This is a genomic window from Achromobacter spanius (assembly GCF_029637605.1).
Lineage (GTDB): Bacteria > Pseudomonadota > Gammaproteobacteria > Burkholderiales > Burkholderiaceae_B > Achromobacter > Achromobacter spanius_E.
In genome coordinates this window covers 3,950,151-3,967,151 of record NZ_CP121261.1, presented here as the reverse complement: position 1 = coordinate 3,967,151, position 17,001 = coordinate 3,950,151, and the positions used below count along the sequence as shown (strand labels likewise).

The following is a 17,001-nucleotide window of genomic DNA, read 5'->3' as shown; positions in this document are numbered from 1 at the left end:
TTTAGGCGCGGCTGCTTGGTCTATCAGGGTCCCATGCATCCCAGCCTGCTGAGGCCCGTGCAACTACGTCTGTTGGGCGAATTCGATGTCGCCGTGGGGGACGTTAGTGGTGCGCGCGCCATCACTTACAACAAACCGAAGCTATTGCTCGCATTGCTCGCGCTTGCGCAAGGCAAGCCATACGCACGGGCGGATCTGGCCGACATGCTGTGGCCGGATGAATTGGGCAATGGGCGCGCCAACCTCCGGCACGCCTTGTTCGTGCTGCGGCGCTTGTTCGAAAACGTGCCGGATGTGTGGTCGGGCACGAACAGCACCCTGGCGCTCAATCCCAAAGTCATCATGGTGGACGTCCTGGCCGTTACCGGCAGTGCCGGCTACGAGGCGCTTGGCCTGGAAGAGCGCTTGTCCTATGACAGGGGCCGACTGCTGGAATATTCGGAGCTACCCGAAAGCGCGGCGTTCAGCAGCTGGCACACCAGTTGGCAATCGCGTATCGAGCGCGAGATCTCGGAATGCCGCAAGACATTGTTGACGCGCCTGGGCCAGCAGGGCAGGCAGGCCGAGGCGATGGAGCATGCCAAGCAATGGGTGCAGACCCATCCCGAGGATGAAGGCGCGCATCGCCAACTGATACGCCTGCTGCTGGACAGCGGCAATCGCGATGCCGCCATGTTGGCTTTCCGCGATTGCGTCAGCCTGATGCGCGATCGCTTCGACACCGAGCCCTCGGAAGAAACCCGCGCGCTTATGGAAAACATCGTGCCGCCGGCGGAGCTGGGCGGCGTGACCTTGCGCGAGCAAAGGCACTACCGCCCGCTGGCGGTGCTGGCCGTGACCGTATCGGCCGACGACCCCACCCTGCAGCCCGAGCAAACGCTGCATGGCATGCAGATGGCACGCAGGCACCTGCAGGATCTGGCGCGCAAGGAAGGGGGGCAGGTGCTGCTCGGCCTGGCCAGCAATATGGCGATCGTTTTTGGCCACCCGGTTCTGACCGAGCGGCCCGCGCACGCCGCTGCCCGGCTGGCGTGCGCCATTCGCGACCTGGCCTTGCCGCCGGGCATGCGTGTCGGCATGGGCTTGCACGCGGATATCGCGCTGGTGCACGCCGACGAGCGGCCGGACGGTGGCGCGCTCGTCACGCAAGAGGCCATGCGGCTTAGCTACCTTGCCGAGGCGGGCGAGATACTGATCGGGTCGGCAGTTCGTGAACGCCTGATGGATCAGTTCGCCGTGCGTCGTGAAAAGCGGCATGGGCGCGAGCTGTGCTTGCTGGACGCGCAGCTCGAGGCCGCGGCGGTGCATCGCATGTTCGGCCGGGTGCGTGAATTCGACAGCCTGGTGCGCATGTGGGCGCGCCTGCCCATGGCGCAACCGCCGACGGCCATGATGGTGCGTGGCGAGCCCGGCATAGGCAAGTCGCTGCTTGCCGGCGTGACGGCCGAATATGTGCGCCGCACGGGCGGCGAAGTGTGCGTGCTTGCGTGTTACGAAGGCCATAGCGAAACGCCTTTCCATCCGGTGCGCGAGCATTTGCTGCAACGCCTGTCGCTGGAATGGGGCACGGTCGATAGCGCCGAACCGGGGTCGGCCGACCTGCCGACGCGCTCGGTCGATATTCTGTGCAAGCGCGCGGGGCTGGATCCCAGCTTGCGGTCAGCACTCAAGCGGGTGCTGTTTCCCGAGAATAGCCGCGGCGAAGCCGGCGCCCCGGTGTCAGGCCACACTCCGCACGGCGCGCTGGTCGATGCGTTGGCCGCCATCCTGGCGCATCACGAAAAGGGCGAAGGGCCGCGCCTGCTCATATGGGAAGACCTGCATTGGGCGGATCGCTCCAGCCTGTCTCTGATCGAGGCCTTGATGCGCCGGACCGTACGCGGGCCGATGATGCTCCTGACCACGGCGCGCGAAGAATTCGTGCGCACGTGGGAAGCCCACGATCTGCGCCTTAGCCACCTGGACCGCCAAGCCATGGGGGAACTTGTTGCCCACCGCTCGCGGGGGCAGCGCCTGGCGCCCGCGCTGCGCGCCAGGATCGTTGACGGCGCCGAGGGGGTTCCCTTGTACGCGGAAGAAATGGTGCGTCAGGTCGCGCTTGGCACCGATATCGGGGTCACTCCCGTCATTGCCGACCTGGTCGCGTCGCGGCTGTCCGCGCTGGATAACGCGGCGCGCCACCTGATCCAGTTCGCCGCCGTGGCCGGCCGCCTGGACGATGCCTTGCTCGCCCGCGCGGCCCTGGCCGCCGGATTGAACCGGCGCGACATTCCGCGCTTGCTGGGTGAATTGCACCGCCACGGTCTGATCGACGACGGCATCCCGGCCAACTTCCGCCATGAACTGATCCGCACCGCCATTTACCGATCTCTTGCTCCGCAAGAGCGCCAGCGCCAGCATGAGCAGGTTGCGCAGTACCTGATGAGCCAGGATCCGCGCACCAATGCGCCGGAGCCCGCGCATATCGCCCTGCACCTTGATCATGCGCGGCACGCGGATGCCGCGCATTGGTGGTGCCTGGCCATGCGCGACGCGTTGGCGCAGTCGGCCGTGGGGGAAGCGCAGGCCTTGAGCGAGCGCGCGCTGGGCGCGCTGCCGCTGATCGCGGACGCGGATCTGCGCCGCAAGGCCGAACTCGACTGCCAACTCTTGCGGGGGACCTTGTTCACGGCGATCAAGGGCGGGGGCGCGCGCGAAACCTCGCAGGCCTATGTTCGTACCGCCAAATTGCGCGTCAGCGACGATAGCCCGCATATCCAGTTCCGCCAGATGTGGGGCGACTGGGTCGTGGCGCTGTGCACGCGCCCGCATGCGGAAAGCGTGCAATTCGCCGAACGCATACACCGCCACGCCGAGCTGACAGCCGATGGACTGCACCTGGGCTGGGCGCAATACGCCTACGGCGACAGTCGTCTGTGGATGGGCGATGCCGCCAATGCGGAGCGTTGGCTGCGCTCATCCGTTGTGACGCTAAGCAGCCAGTCGGATCACAGCCTGCGCTTCGCCTGCTGTGGCGCGGACGGCGCCAGCCTGGCCAAGGCGATGCTGGGCCTGGCCTTGACGCTTCAGGGGCGCGACGCGGAAGGGCTGGCCTGCGCGCGGGCCGCCCTGGAAAGCGCCGATGCGCTGGACCACCTGGCCAGTCGCGTGCTGTGCCTTAGCCTGGTGGTCAGGCTGCATTGGCTACGGGGCGACGACGACGCGACGCGCGAGGCGGCGGCTCGCATGTCATTCCTGACCGGGCAAGCAGACTTTTCCATCTGGAAGGAACTTGCCCTGGGCTGGACCGGATGGGTGAATGCCCGCAATGGCGACAGGTCGGCCGTAGCCGACATCGAGCGCGCGGCCGCGGCATGCGGCAAGGACCTGCCGGTCATGCAGTCCACGATGGAACTGATGCTGGCGCAGGCGCACCTGGCCTGGAACCAGACGGACGCGGCCACGGCGGCCATTGAACGCGCCGGGGGGCTGATCGAGAAGTTCGGCACCGAGTCCCTGCGCGGCGAATACCTTCGTTTGCTGGGTGATACCTGGGAAAAACGGGGCGATGGCGTGCGGGCCGTGGCGTGCTGGCGGCAAGCCTTGACGGAAAGCCGCCGCCTGGGCCTGTCCATGTCGGCCAGGAAGGCGGAATCCCGAATATGGGACGGTGCACCACAGGCGGCCTAGCGGGCCGCCTTTTTTTTCGCGGCGCGCTTGGTGGTGGACTCTGCAAGACAAGCATGTCCCGCAATCCGTGTAAAATCCGGCCTCGCGGCATCTGCAATGGATGCGCATCGCTTCGACAGCGATACCAGTGGACTCGGCTTCGCCGGGTGGCTCGGCCGGGCGCCTATCCCTCGGACAACTCCAAGCGAATCACGGCTCGCTCCGGGACCAACTACCCATCACCCTCGGTGTGAGGCATCGCTTGCTAACGTCAGGTTAGCCAAACAATGTCTTTTTTTTCCTCGTTTCGTCGCGAATGGATGTCCAATCCTCGTAACGATATTCTTGCGGGCATCGTCGTTGCCCTTGCGCTTATCCCTGAAGCCATCGGCTTTTCCATCATCGCGGGTGTTGACCCGCGACTGGGGCTCTACGCCTCGTTCTCCATTGCCGTGATCATCTCGTTGGTGGGTGGTCGGCCGGGCATGATCTCGGCGGCGACTGCCGCCGTCGCGGTGCTGGTGGGGCCTCTGGTCAAGCAGCATGGCGTCGAATATCTGTTCGCCGCCACCATCCTGATGGGCGTCTTCCAGGTCATCGCCGGCTTCCTCCGGCTTGATCTGCTGATGCAATACGTGTCGCGCTCGGTTGTCACGGGGTTTGTGAATGCGCTGGCAATCCTGATTTTCATTGCCCAGTTGCCGCAGTTGATCAACGTCACGTGGGTCACCTATGTGATGGTGGCGGGCGGGCTGGCGATCATCTATCTGTTTCCTCGCCTGACCCGGGCGGTGCCGTCCCCCTTGATTGCCATCATCGTGCTGACGATCATCTCCATTTACTGGGGCCTGCCCGTCAATACAGTGGGCGACATGGGCAAGCTGCCGTCGGCACTGCCGTCGTTCCTGATCCCCGACGTGCCCTTCACCCTTGAAACCTTGCAGATCATTTTTCCGTATTCGCTGACCATGGCGGCGGTGGGTCTGCTGGAATCGATGATGACCGCGCAGATCGTGGACGACCTGACCGACACGCCCAGCAACAAGCGGCGCGAATGCAAGGGCCAGGGCATCGCGAATTTCGTGACGGGTTTCTTCGGTGGCATGGGCGGTTGCGCCATGATCGGCCAATCCGTCATCAACGTGAAGTCGGGCGGTTCGACGCGGTTATCCACTTTCGTGGCGGGTTCCTTTCTGCTGTTCCTGATTGTGGTGCTGGGGCCTTTGGTGGCCAGGATTCCCATGCCGGCACTGGTCGCGGTCATGATCATGGTGTCCATCGGCACGTTCAGTTGGGGTTCGATTCGCAATCTGCGTTCGCATCCCTGGCAGTCGTCGGTGGTCATGCTGGCGACGGTTGTGGTGGTGGTCTGGACGCATGACCTGGCCCGGGGCGTGCTGGCGGGCGTGCTGTTGAGCGGCGTGTTCTTCGCGGGCAAGGTCAAGCGGCTCTTCGCGGTGACTTCGGCCTTGTCGGAGGACGGACGCACCCGCACCTATTACTACGCGGGCCAGGTGTTTTTCGGGTCCACGGAACGGTTTGCCGAAGCCATTGATTTCAAAGAGGTTGTCGACCGAGTCGTGCTGGATGTGTCCGCCGCGCACTTCTGGGACATCTCCGCCGTCGGCGCTTTGGACAAGGTCGTGATCAAGCTGCGGCGTGAAGGCAAGGCCGTGGATGTCGTCGGTTTGAACGCCGCCAGTGCCACCCTGATTGGCCGCTTTGCGGTTCACGACAAATCGGGCGCCCACGCCCAGTCGGCGGGGCACTAAGGAGACAACAGGTCGAAAATACCTGGATGCCTGGATGCCTGGATGCCCGGATGTAGCGAAAAACCGCGCCGCGCCCCGCGACTTTGCCTTGTAGGATGGGTGTAGCGCGGCATGGTGTAGGCAAGAACATGAACGCCGAACGCGCGGAACCCATCAAGCAGCGGTGAACGCAGGCTAAGGCTTACCGCAGGAAAACAGCCGATAGATGATGGACTAGGTCTATCCAATCTGCCGGCTGTTTTTGCTTTTGGCGGTCTACGTTTCGTCAGGCGCCGGTTGATGGGTTTCGCGCGATACACGCCGGTGTTCTTTTTGCGGATCTGGCGCGCTGCACCCATCCTACATTGTCGTTGCCGACGGTTCCGCAGCCTTGCTGGTCACGGGCGCCTATGGCCATTCTCCGCCGGTGCAAACCCGCAGTACACGAATCAGCTTCCCGACCCCAAGCTACACCCTCGCCGATAGTCCTCGGCCCGAGCCAAGGTTCGATAAAAGTCCGCGCCCAGGTTGATGAAATCTTCCATCTCCTGCCGGGTCAGCTTGTGCTGCACCGTGTCCAGGCAGGCGGCGTAGGCGGCCAGGACTTCGGGCCAGTCTTCGAAGCGCCGCGCGCCAGATGTTCTGGTGATCATCTGGGCGACCAATTCTTGCGTATCCATAAGAAGCTCCTGCTGTCTCCCCTGCGTTTGCGTTCCCTGACGCATTTCCTCTGACGTTCCGATTGCTTGCGCCAAGCGCAAAGCCGCCCCTAAGGCGGCCCTGCACTGCTTGCGACAAGGTGGCTGCGGGGTGACCCGCAACTGTCCCGGATTACATCGGCATCAGAACCGTGTCGATGACGTGGATGACGCCGTTGTCGGCGGCAATATCCGTCTTGACCACATTGGCGTCATTCACCTTGACCTTGCCGTCGGCGACGGTCACGGTCACCTCGCTGCCTTCAACGGTCTTGACCTTGCCCGCCTTGACGTCCTTGGCCATGACCTTGCCCGGCACGACGTGATACGTCAGCACCTTGGTCAGCGCGGCCTTGTCTTTCAGCAGCGCGTCCAGCTTGTCCTTCGGCACCTTGGCAAACGCCGCGTCAGTCGGCGCGAAAACGGTGAAGGGGCCCGGTCCCTTCAGTGTGTCGGTCAGGCCGGCGGCCTGTACCGCAGTCGTCAAGGTGGTGAACCCGCCCGCCGATTTGGCCGTGTCCACGATGTCGGCGGCATTGGCCCAGCCGCAAGCCAGGGCAATCGTCGTTCCAATCAGAAATCGTTTCATGTTGTGCTCCAGAAAGTGAGGGAATCAGGCGCCCGCGTCCTGGGGGGCCCTCAATATCGCTTCGCAACTTGGAAAACGCGACGCGTGAGGGTAGAGTAGGCGGCATCTTTCACTTCGTCCATGTTTTGAACCTGTAAATATTGTCTTTAACGGTTCATAGGCGGGTCAAAATGCCAAATATCTCAAACACTGACCTAGACGACGCCGGTTCAACCGCGGCCTATCGCACGGGGGTTGCCGCCAAGCTGGCCGGGCTGCCCGTCGAAACCCTGCGCGTCTGGGAGCGGCGCTATCAGCTGTCCTCGCCGGCACGCTCGCCACACGGTCAGCGGCTGTACTCGGCGGAGCAAGTCCGACGGCTCGGCCTGTTGAAGCAGCTGGTGGATCAAGGGCACGCCATTGGTACGCTTGCGCTGCTGACGCTGGAGCAGTTGCAAGCCATGCTTGGCGCGCAGCCAAGCCTGGGCGGCCCGCCCTTGCGCGCCGTGGCGGTCGGCGCGACCCTTACCCCTCGCCTCTTGGCCGGGGGCACGGGCCACGACGGGGGCTCTGGCTACATGGCCGGGCCTGACGTCCATGTGGTCGGCGCGTGCGCGCACCTGGAAGACGCCGGGTCGCTGCCGCGCCATGCCGACGTGCTCATCATTGAAATTTCCGAGTTGGATGCCGATGCGCTCGCGCCCATCCAGCGCGCGCGCGACGCGACCGAGACCGAGACCGGTGCCGTGGTCGTGCTCTACCGCTTTAGCGCCAGCAGCACCATACGTACCCTGCGTGCGCAGGGATGCCTGGTTGCGCGCATTCCGGCGCAGTTGACGGAACTTGCGCCGCTGTGCCGTTCGGCGGTCGCGGGGTCGAACCTTGCCGCGCTGGCCCCGGCCTCGGCCATTACGTTCAATGAAGAGGCCTTGGCCAAGATCATGGCGCTGCGCAACCCCATCGCCTGCGAGTGCCCCAGGCATCTTGCCGAGTTGCTTATGATGGTGGGCAGCTTCGAGCGCTACAGTGCCCAGTGCGCCTCACGCAATGACGCCGACGCGCAATTGCATCTGGCGCTGGAGCAGGCCGCGGGCCAGGCGCGCGGCATTCTGGAAGCCGCCATGGGGCGTCTGCTGCAATCGGAAGGCATGTGGCCGCTGGCGGGTTAACGGCGCCGCCCCGCACAGGGCGGCGCCTTGCCTATCACACCCCGATCGGTCCACCATCGGCGCGTTGGATCACCACCGTCGATGCGCGCGGGCGCACGGTGCCGCTGGCTGCAATCGTCGCGTCGTCCGTGGCGTAGGCCGGCCAGTTGGCCGGGTGCTGGACGTTCAGGAAGATGCTGGTGTAGTCCGGCGTGAACGCGAAGCCGGTGATTTCGGCTTCGTTGGGACCAACGAAGAAGCGGCGCAGTTCAGACTGGTTGGACGCGTTGATGGCGGGACCCGTGCCGGTGCTGTCAGCCAGCGCGCCGGGGATGACGGCCAGCATCTGGTCGTTGGTGGCGCGCGCCACGTTGTTGTTGCGGCCGCCGTCGATGCCGTTGTCCGTCTGAATCCACAGGATGCCGCGGGTGTCGAAGGCGATGCCGTCGGGGCTGGCCAGTTGGTTCAGCGCGGTCAGGCCCGAGCGGTTGGTGTCGGCATCGGCGCCGGCATCCGAACCGAACACGAAGATATCCCAGTCGAACTTGGTCGAGCCGGCTTCGTCGTGCCAGCGGATGATGTGGCCGTTGACGTTGTTCAAGCGCGGGTTGGGCGGGTTGGTGCCCGTGCCGGCGTTGCGGCTGCTGTTGTTCGTCAGCGTCAGGTAGATGTCGCCGTTGGTGGGATGCGTGGCGGTCCACTCCGGGCGGTCCATCGGGGTGGCGCCCACGAAGTCGGCCGCGCCGCGCGTGTTGATGAGAATGGCGTCCAGGCTGCCGAATTCGTCGGCCAGCGTGCGGCCACCGGCGCCGACGGTGGTGCCGGTCAATGCCAGCCATTCGCCGGTGCCATCGGCATCGAAGCGGGCGACATACAGCGTGCCCTTGTCCAGATACTTGGCGCCCACGGCCAGACGGTCGGTGCGCTCTGCGTCCTTCGGATCCCACACGGCTTCCGACACGAAGCGGTAGATGTATTCAAAGCGCGAATCGTCGCCGCTGTAGAAGGCCAGCGGCTTGCCGGCTTCGGGCTTGCTGTAAGAGCAGCCTTCGTGGGCGAAGCGGCCCATGGCGGTGCGCTTGGTGGCGATGCTGGTGGGGTCGTAGGGGTCGATTTCAACCAGGTAGCCGAAGCCGTTGACCTCGTTGCGCCAATCTTGCGTGGCGTCGATGCCCGTTTCGGTGACGTTGAAGCGCGCGAATTCGCCCAGCACTTCCGTCGCGTCGCCCGCGGCGGTTTCCCACTGGTAGCGGCCGGCGGGGCCACCCGATACGCCCACGCGAAGCTGGTGCGCGGGGCGCGTGCCGGTGTTCACAAAGCAGGCCGCCCAGTTTTCTTCGGCGGTGATGTAGGTGCCCCACGGCGTGAAGCCGTTGCCGCAGTTGTTGTTGGTGCCGCGCACCTGCATGCCGTTGGGCGAGAACGGCGTCTTGACCCAGTCCGTGCCGCCGACGGGGCCGGCCAGCTTCATCGCGGTGGCCGACGTGAAGCGGCGGTTGTAGCGCGAGTTGTTGACGATGTTCCAGCGGCCGTTTTCACGGCGCACATGCAGGATGGCCACGCCGTGCGCGTTGATTTCCTTGCGCACTTCTTCAGCGGGACGCTTGCCGGCCACCGACGTGGGGCCGGCCGGATGCAGGGCGCTCTGGTCGATGTATTCGTGGTTGACCGCGAGCAGGCCTTCGGTGGAGCTGCCTTCGATGGGGAAGAAGTGCATGCCGTCGTGATGCATGCCCATGGAATTGAGCAGGTCGTTGGACGTGTTGTTGCCGTTCTGGTCCCAGGGCTGCGCGTTGTCGTTCAACGGCGTGCCCCACGGTGCGAACACGTGGGCCACATAGCCTTGCGGCACGACGCAAGCGTCGGTCATCGACGTGGGCAGCGAGTCGAAGGCCAGCTTCAGCGGCGTGGGGGCAGGCGTTTCGCCACCCGGGACTTCGGGTGCGGGGTTCGGTTCGCCGCCAACGTTGTCGTCATCATCGTCATCGCTGCCGTTACAGCCGGCCAGGCCAAGGCTGGTCATCGTGGCGAAGGCGGCGGCAAGACCGCCGCGCATCACCATGCGGCGCGACAGGTTCTTTTCCAGAATCTCGCTGAAAGGGCTGCTCTGGCTGGGGTTGCGGACGATTTTGTCGGAGATGGATTTGCTCATGTGGATTCCTGGCGTTGGGGGCTGTGCCTGAATGGACGAGCAATACTAGAAGCCGCAAATGAAAGGTTAATGACACTACGCTGAAAGCATGGATGGGTTGTCGAGGCGTGAAAAAAAAGCCGGCGCCGTTTGCACGGAGCCGGCCAAACGCAAGCAAGCGCGATTATTTGGTGGTGGCGGTGACCGATTTCGACGCCACCGTTTTGGACGACACCAGGGGGCACCCGCCCTGGTCCAGCGGCCGGAAGGCGTTGTCGCCCGGAATGGTGCGCAGGATCTTGAAGTAGTCCCAGCGTGCCTTGGATTCAGACGGCTTCTTCACTTCCACCAGGTACATGTCATGCACCAGTCGGCCGTCTGCGCGCAGATAGGCATTGCGCGCGAACATGTCGTCGATCTTCATGCCGCGAATCTGCGTCATCACCGCGTCACCTTCCAGCTTGCCGCTTTCCTTCACGCCGTTCAGGAACGTCAGCACGGCGGAATAGACACCGGCTTGCGCCATCGTCGGCACACGCCCCTTCATCCGTTCGGCATAGCGCTTGGACCATGCGCGCGTGCGCTCGTCCATGTCCCAGTAAAAGCCGCTGGTCAACACCAGGCCTTGCGCCTGTTCCAGCCCCACGCCATCCACGTCGGTAATGAACATGAGCAGCCCTGCCAGCTTTTGCCCGCCCTTGATCAGGCCGAATTCATTGGCCTGCTTGATCGCCATGGTGGTGTCGCCCGACGAATTGGCCAGCGCCACGATCTCGGCCTTGGACGCCTGCGCTTGCAAGAGGAACGACGAAAAGTCGTTCGATGCGCGCGGATGCTTGACCGAGCCCAAGGTCTGGCCGCCCGCCTGTTTGACGGCGTTTTCGGTATCGGCCTGCAAGGCGTGGCCGAAGGCGTAGTCGGCCGTCAGGAAGTACCACTTCTTCATGCCGGACTCGGTCAGCGCGCGCCCGGTGCCGTTGGCCAGCGCATAAGTGTCGTAGGTCCATTGCGCGGTGGATGGCGAGCAGGCCTTGCCCGTCAGGTCCGAACTGCCGGCCGTGGACGCCAGGAAGGCGATGTTGGCGGTGCGCGTGATTTCCTGCACCGCCAGTGCCACGGAAGAGGTCGGCACGTCGACAATGGCCTTGACGTTTTCCTGGTCGATCCAGCGACGCGCGGTGGCCGAGCCCACGTCCGCCTTGTTCTGGTGGTCGCCCGCAATGACTTCAATCTTGCGGCCCAGCACCGTCGGCCCAAAGTCTTCGACGGCCATGCGGGCAGCTTCCACCGAGCCTTGCCCGGACAGGTCGGCGTTCATGGCGGAGAGATCGGTCAGGACGCCGATGCGGATGGGTTTGTCGGACTGCGCATGCGCGGCCGGCACGGCGAATGCCCCGGCAATAAGCAGGGCGCGTAGGTAATGGTTCATGTCTTTCCTCCAAGGGGGGCGTCCGCTGTTTACGCGGATCTTTGCGGCATTGGTGATACGGCGGTGGGTTGGGACAGCAGATGGCACAACAGAAACTGATCGGTCTGCGCGTGCGCCAGGCGGCTCGCGTCGAATTGCGCGTCGATGGCTCGTTTGCTCAGGCGTAGCGCCAGCGGCGGGCAGGCGGCGGCGTCGCGCGCCAAAGCCATCGCGGCGTGCAGCGCATCGCCGGCGGGAGCCACTGCGTCCGCCAGGCCCCAGGTCTGAGCGGTGTCGGCGTCCAGTTGCAGGTCGGTGAACAGCGCCCGCTTGGCGCGCGCGGGCCCCACCAGGCTGGCCAAGCGGGGCAGGCCGCCCCAGGCCAAGGGTAGGCCCAGCCGCACTTCCGGCAGGCGCAGAAAAGCGTGGTTGGACAGCACGCGCCAGTCGCACGCCAGCGCCAGCACCGCGCCGCCGCCGACCGCCGCGCCTTCAATGGCGGCGATGGTGGCCTGCGGCAACTCTGCCCACGCGCGGCACAGCGCTTCGCCGCGCGCCAACGCGCGCTGCGTGGCCAGAGGATCGTCATGGGTCCACAGGGCGGGGTCTTTCAGATCGATGCCGGCGCTGAAGACGGCGGGCGTGCCGGTCAGCACCACGGCGCGGATGTGTTCGTCGCGGGCTAGCTCGGCGGCGGCAGCGATCAATGCATCCATGGCCGCCAGGTTCAGCGCATTGGCCTTGCCGCCACGGTCGTAACGCACCACCGCCACGCCATCGTCACGTTCGATTGAAACCATGCTCATGGGATTTTTCCGTGCTTGTTTTGAGGAATTTGGTGGATATACTACCAAGTATGTTGAAAGCCGCAAGGCTTGCCTGGCGGTTCCTGGCGTCGGGTGCGGGTAAGTCCGTATCCATCAACGCTGGATAGCCGTCGGGAAGTCATGAAAAATAAGGCAAAACCACAAGATGAGGAGACTGTTGATGAACGACGAGGCTGGGGCGGCCGTTCCCGAGCGCCAGGCATGCGTGCTGCGCTATTTGCTGGAAGCGCAAGCGAAAAAGATACCGGACAGAATCTTTGTCCAATTCCATCGGGGTCCGGGCTGGACCTATGCCCAGACGCTGGCGCAGGTGCGCCAACGGGCAGCGACGCTGCGCCGTGCCGGCGTGAAGCAGGGCGATCGCGTGCTGTGCTGGATGGGCAATGGGCCTGAGCTGCTGGTCAGTTGGTTCGCCATTAACTATCTGGGCGCGGTGTATGTGCCGCTGAACACCGCGCTGCGCGGCCGCCCGCTGGCCCACGTGCTGGAAAACGCCCAGGCTTCGCTGATGCTGGCGCACCCGGCGCTGGTGGGGCGCTTGCAGGAATTGCCGCCGGGGGCGCTGCGCCAGGTGCTGCTGACGGGCGACGGCGATGGCGGCATGTCGACCAACCCGTCCGAGCCACCGGCCGGCGTGTCGTTCGCCCCACTGGTGGATGAACCGGGCGACCCCGCGCCGGATCTGCTGGCCACCGAGACGCCCATCGAACCCTGGGATACGCAGTCCATCATGTACACGTCCGGCACGACCGGGTTGTCCAAGGGCGTGGTGACGTCCTACGTGCAGATCTACACCATGGGGCCGGACGCCTTTGACTGCATCACGCCGGATGACCGCTGCATGATCGCGGGCCCCATCTTCCATTGCGGCAGCACCTTGTACGTGTACGCCATGCTGGCTTATGGCGGGTCCATCGCCATGGTGCCCGAGTTTCGCACCGCCGAATTCTGGGACGCCATCCGCGACACCGAAAGCACGGTGGTGCTGCTGCTGGGCGTGATGGCCAACTTCCTGCTCAAGCAAGCGCCGTCGCCACGCGACCGCGAGCATACGTTGCGCCGCGCGTTCATCGTGCCGTTTGGCGAAGACGCGCCAGCGTTTCAGGCGCGCTTTGGGGTGGATCTTTACACGGTCTACAACATGACCGAGATTGCCAGCCCGCTAAGCGCGGGACCGGGTCTGACCGAGGCCGGGCACTGCGGCAAGCCCCGGCCCTGGTTCGAACTGCGCGTGGGCGATGCGCAGGACCGCGCGCTGCCGGACGGCCAGGTGGGCGAATTGCTGATTCGTTCGCATCGGCCCTGGGCGCTGTTCTCGGGTTACTACCAAAACGCTGAAGCCACCGCCGCATCGATGCGCAACGGCTGGTTCCATACGGGCGATGCGTTTCGGCGCGAGGCGGATGGCACGTTTTTCTTTGTTGATCGCTTGAAGGACGTGATTCGGCGGCGCGGCGAGAACATCTCGTCGTTTGAGCTTGAGGGGGAGATTTGCGCTTACCCGGCGGTGCGGGAAGCGGTGGCGGTGGCGGTGCCGAGTGAGCACGGTGAGGATGAGGTGCTGGCGGTGGTGACGGCGGTGGAGGGTGCGCAGGTGGAGCCGGGCGAGTTGATCGCGTGGTTGGCCGAGCGGGTGCCGCATTACATGGTGCCGCGGTATGTGAGGGTGGTGGAGGAATTGCCTAAGACGGCGAGTGGCAAGCTGCAAAAGCATGTGTTGCGCAGCGAGGGGGTGGCGGCGGGGACGTGGGATCGAGAGCGGGCGGGGGTTCGGTTGCGAAGGGAGAGGTTGGGGTGAGGGGGATTAGGTTGCGGTGATGGGTTGCGCGCGTTGGACCTTGGGGTTCTTGTTGAGGACATCGCGCGCTTCACCCATCCTACAAGTGCCCTGCCGTAGGATGGGTGAAGCGCGGGAAGCATTCCAAAAGGAATCGGATGCGGATCGCGCGTAACCCATTTGGCGTTGTGGCTCCGTCCGTTAAAAACTCCGTGGCTGCTTGATGGGTTGCGCGCGTTGTGGGGCGTTGTTCGTGTTTAAAGATTCTCGCGCTTCACCCATCCTACGGTAGAGACGGCAGAGGCGGCAGAGGCGGTAGGGGCGTCGCGGGGTGACCGCGACGTTTGGCGTCAGGGGCGGGTGCCTAGGCCGGCGATGATGGTGTGGACGACTTTGTTGGCCAGGATTTCGCGGTCGTCGCGAGTTTCGCCCAGGCGCGGGCGATACCAGACGGCCAGCCAGTTGATGGCGCCCAGCGCCGCCTTGATGGCGACCGACACGTCGTCAATGGCCAGCGAGCCGTCTTCCACTCCTTCATAGGCGACGCGCTTGAACAGCGCTTCGAAATCGTCGCGGATGGTCATCAGGTCAGCCAGCGTCTGACGCTGCGCGGGGGTGGTCGCGCCCAGGCGATGCATGTGCACGCCTTGCACCACCACCGTTTCAAACGCCAGGTTTTCCATCATGGACAGCGCATGGTGCTTGAGCATCAGCGCCAGCCGATGGGCGGCGGTGCCCGGTTCCTTCATGACCGGACGCACGGCCTCGAAGTTACGCCGCATGCCTTCGCGGTGCACGTCGAAGAACAGGTCGGTTTTCGACCGGTAGTAGTGGTAGACGCGGCCCTTGGTGGCGCCCAGCCGGCGCGCCACGTCGTCGATGCTGGAGGCGTGGAACCCCTGCTCCATGAAGCATTCGGCCGCCGCGGTCAGCAGTTCAATGTTGCCCATGCCGTCATCGCGTGCAGCCGTCACCGTAGGTTCCCCATTCATTGCGCCTATCTCCATCCATGCGTCGCGGCAAAGCGCCAGTTTAGCCAATCGCCCCGCGTCACGCCGGGTGGCGGGACACTTTTGCATCGGGGCGCGACGTTGATCGGCGCGCTATGCAAATCGCAAAAACGAAGTTTATACTACTCGGTATGTTTTCGTGCTTAATTGCATGACCAAGCCCGCTCACGCAGCTTTCAACGGCCATCCATGACGACAGACCTTGCCTCGCCCCTCACCCCTCCGCAAACCCTGGCCGCCCAGGTATCGCAAGAAATCGGTGTGTCGGATTGGCTCACCGTCACCCAGGCGCAGGTGGACCTGTTTGCCGATGCCACCGGCGACCACCAGTTCATTCATGTGGACCCGGCGCGCGCCGCGCGTGAAAGCGCGTTTGGTGGGCCGATCGCGCATGGCTTTCTGTCGTTGTCGCTGCTGACCCGGTTCAGCTTGCAGGTGCTGCCGGTATTCGAAGGGGCCATCGGGATCAACTACGGTTTCGACAAAGTCCGCTTTCTGACGCCGGTGCCCGTGGGTGCACGGATTCGCGGCCGCTTTGTCCTTAGCGAATTCACGTCCCGCAACGACCGTGAATTCACCACCCGCTACGCCGTCACCGTCGAGATCGAGGGCGCCGCGCGTCCCGCCTTGGTGGCTGACTGGATCACCATGACCGTGCTTCAAGGATGACCGCCATGACCATACGCTTTGACGAACGCGTCGCCATCGTGACAGGCGCCGGACAAGGGCTGGGCCGCAGCCACGCGCTGCAACTGGCCGCGCGCGGTTGCCGCGTGGTGGTCAATGATTTCGGCGGCGCGGCGCAAGCCGTGGTCGACGAGATCCGCGCGGCGGGCGGGCAGGCCATTGCCGACGGCGGCAATGTCTGCGATGTCTCGGCCGTGGACGCCATGGTGGCAAGCGCCATGGACGCCTGGGGGCGTGTCGACATTCTGATCAACAACGCCGGCATTCTGCGCGACAAGACTTTCGCCAAGATGAGCGCCGACGACTTCAACGCCGTTATCGACGTGCATCTGCTGGGCTCGGCCAACTGCGCGCGCGCCGTTTGGCCCATCATGCGCGAGCAACGCTATGGCCGCATCCTGATGACCACGTCCACGTCAGGCATGTATGGAAACTTCGGCCAATCCAACTACGGCGCTGCGAAGGCGGGCGTGGTTGGCCTGATGAACGTGCTGCACCTGGAAGGCCAGAAGCACGGCATCCATGTGAACGCGCTGGTGCCCACCGCCGCCACCCGCATGACCGCCGAGATGTTCGACGCCGACGCCCTGCGCGCGCTGGACCCCGCCTATGTGACGCCCGCCGCCTTGTTCCTGGTGGCCGAAGGCGCACCCAGCCGCACCGCGTTGCTGGCGGGCGCGGGCACCTACGCGCGGTTGGCCATTGTGGAAGGCGAGGGCATGTATTTCCCGGAAAGCGAGCGCACGCCGGAAAGCATCGCCGCGCACTTTGATGACATCGCCAGCCTGGAAACGCTGATCGAGCCGCCCGAGGGGCTGGCCCACGTTGCCCGTATCTTGAAGCGCGCACAGGAGGCCGCATGAACGCCAGCGCAGAACAGCAGCAACCGCAACCGCAACCGCAGCGCGCAGCACCCCATGCGCGTGGTGACTACCCGCGTCTGTTGCCGATGACGACACGGCTGCGCGATACCGACGTCTACGGCCACATGAACAACGTGGTCTACAACGAATACTTCGACACGGCGGTCAACCAGACGCTGATCGAGCTGGGCGTGCTGGACCTGCGCGTCAGCGCCGTGATCGGCCTGGTGGTGCACAGCCAGACCTCGTACTTTCGCCCGATCACGTTCCCCGACCGCGTCGTGCTTGGCTTGCGCGTGGGGCGCCTGGGCCGCAGCAGCGTCACCTACGAGTTCGCGATGTTTCGCGAGGATGATGAGACGGCGGCTGCACAGGGCAGCTACACCCACGCCTATGTGGACCGTGAATCCAGCAAGCCCGTCGAACTGCCGCCGGCCTTGCGCCGCGCGTTGGAACCGTTGTTGCGCGCGGCCTGAGCCCGACTG

At 64.6% G+C, this 17,001-nt stretch carries 13 protein-coding genes and 1 other annotated feature; of the genes, 7 read left to right on the top strand and 6 right to left on the bottom strand.

Features of this window, described 5'->3' with window-relative positions:
* Nucleotides 1-33 precede the first annotated feature (33 nt).
* Nucleotides 34-3,669, top strand: a complete 3,636-nt coding sequence (locus P8T11_RS17690; RefSeq protein WP_268080746.1) for an AAA family ATPase — start codon at nucleotides 34-36, stop codon at nucleotides 3,667-3,669.
* Nucleotides 3,670-3,795: 126 nt separating this feature from the next.
* Nucleotides 3,796-3,849 (top strand) — a sequence feature (sul1 is cis-regulatory element that is thought to sense ions involved in sulfur or methionine metabolism; They are found in Alphaproteobacteria).
* 86 nt (nucleotides 3,850-3,935) lie between these two features.
* The gene (locus P8T11_RS17685) at nucleotides 3,936-5,420 is read left to right on the top strand and encodes a SulP family inorganic anion transporter (RefSeq protein ID WP_268080747.1); all 1,485 of its coding nucleotides are present in this window, start codon (nucleotides 3,936-3,938) and stop codon (nucleotides 5,418-5,420) included.
* 428 nt (nucleotides 5,421-5,848) lie between these two features.
* Here P8T11_RS17685 and P8T11_RS17680 read toward each other — a convergent pair whose 3' ends face one another.
* Both P8T11_RS17680 and P8T11_RS17675 read right to left on the bottom strand, forming a co-directional pair.
* Nucleotides 5,849-6,079 (bottom strand): DNA-3-methyladenine glycosylase, encoded by a 231-nt coding sequence (locus tag P8T11_RS17680; protein ID WP_268080748.1) that lies wholly within the window; start codon nucleotides 6,077-6,079, stop codon nucleotides 5,849-5,851.
* 151 nt (nucleotides 6,080-6,230) lie between these two features.
* Nucleotides 6,231-6,686, bottom strand: coding sequence for a fasciclin domain-containing protein (locus P8T11_RS17675; RefSeq protein WP_268080749.1), 456 nt, complete (start codon nucleotides 6,684-6,686; stop codon nucleotides 6,231-6,233).
* 170 nt (nucleotides 6,687-6,856) lie between these two features.
* Here P8T11_RS17675 and P8T11_RS17670 point away from each other — a divergent pair, with 170 nt between their 5' ends.
* Nucleotides 6,857-7,834, top strand: a complete 978-nt coding sequence (locus P8T11_RS17670) for a MerR family transcriptional regulator (RefSeq protein WP_268080750.1) — start codon at nucleotides 6,857-6,859, stop codon at nucleotides 7,832-7,834.
* Between the two features lie 34 nt (nucleotides 7,835-7,868).
* On the opposite strand, the gene P8T11_RS17665 is transcribed toward P8T11_RS17670, so the two are convergent.
* The 3 genes from P8T11_RS17665 to P8T11_RS17655 all read right to left on the bottom strand — a co-directional run bounded on the left by P8T11_RS17665 (nucleotide 7,869) and on the right by P8T11_RS17655 (nucleotide 12,158).
* Nucleotides 7,869-9,965, bottom strand: coding sequence for a PhoX family protein (locus P8T11_RS17665; RefSeq protein ID WP_268080751.1), 2,097 nt, complete (start codon nucleotides 9,963-9,965; stop codon nucleotides 7,869-7,871).
* A gap of 163 nt (nucleotides 9,966-10,128) precedes the next feature.
* Nucleotides 10,129-11,373: an ABC transporter substrate-binding protein gene (locus tag P8T11_RS17660; protein ID WP_268080752.1), complete on the bottom strand. Its 1,245-nt coding sequence runs from the start codon at nucleotides 11,371-11,373 to the stop codon at nucleotides 10,129-10,131.
* Nucleotides 11,374-11,402: 29 nt separating this feature from the next.
* Entirely contained in the window at nucleotides 11,403-12,158 is a 756-nt protein-coding gene (locus tag P8T11_RS17655) for an enoyl-CoA hydratase/isomerase family protein (protein ID WP_268080753.1), read from the bottom strand.
* Nucleotides 12,159-12,339: 181 nt separating this feature from the next.
* Here P8T11_RS17655 and P8T11_RS17650 point away from each other — a divergent pair, with 181 nt between their 5' ends.
* A complete protein-coding gene (locus P8T11_RS17650; RefSeq protein WP_268080754.1) occupies nucleotides 12,340-13,977 on the top strand; it encodes an AMP-binding protein in 1,638 nt (545 codons plus the stop codon).
* A gap of 329 nt (nucleotides 13,978-14,306) precedes the next feature.
* On the opposite strand, the gene P8T11_RS17645 is transcribed toward P8T11_RS17650, so the two are convergent.
* Nucleotides 14,307-14,948 (bottom strand): TetR/AcrR family transcriptional regulator, encoded by a 642-nt coding sequence (locus P8T11_RS17645; RefSeq protein ID WP_100854077.1) that lies wholly within the window; start codon nucleotides 14,946-14,948, stop codon nucleotides 14,307-14,309.
* 207 nt (nucleotides 14,949-15,155) lie between these two features.
* Here P8T11_RS17645 and P8T11_RS17640 point away from each other — a divergent pair, with 207 nt between their 5' ends.
* From P8T11_RS17640 to P8T11_RS17630, 3 genes are read left to right on the top strand one after another with little or no spacing between them, the layout of a single operon-like run.
* The gene (locus P8T11_RS17640; RefSeq protein WP_268080755.1) at nucleotides 15,156-15,635 is read left to right on the top strand and encodes a MaoC family dehydratase; all 480 of its coding nucleotides are present in this window, start codon (nucleotides 15,156-15,158) and stop codon (nucleotides 15,633-15,635) included.
* Between the two features lie 5 nt (nucleotides 15,636-15,640).
* Nucleotides 15,641-16,516, top strand: coding sequence for an SDR family NAD(P)-dependent oxidoreductase (locus tag P8T11_RS17635; RefSeq protein WP_268080756.1), 876 nt, complete (start codon nucleotides 15,641-15,643; stop codon nucleotides 16,514-16,516).
* On the top strand, nucleotides 16,513-16,992 hold the full coding sequence (locus P8T11_RS17630) for an acyl-CoA thioesterase (protein WP_268080757.1): 480 nt from the start codon (nucleotides 16,513-16,515) through the stop codon (nucleotides 16,990-16,992). The genes P8T11_RS17635 and P8T11_RS17630 overlap by 4 nt, the downstream gene beginning before the upstream one ends.
* The last annotated feature ends 9 nt before the right edge of the window (nucleotides 16,993-17,001 follow it).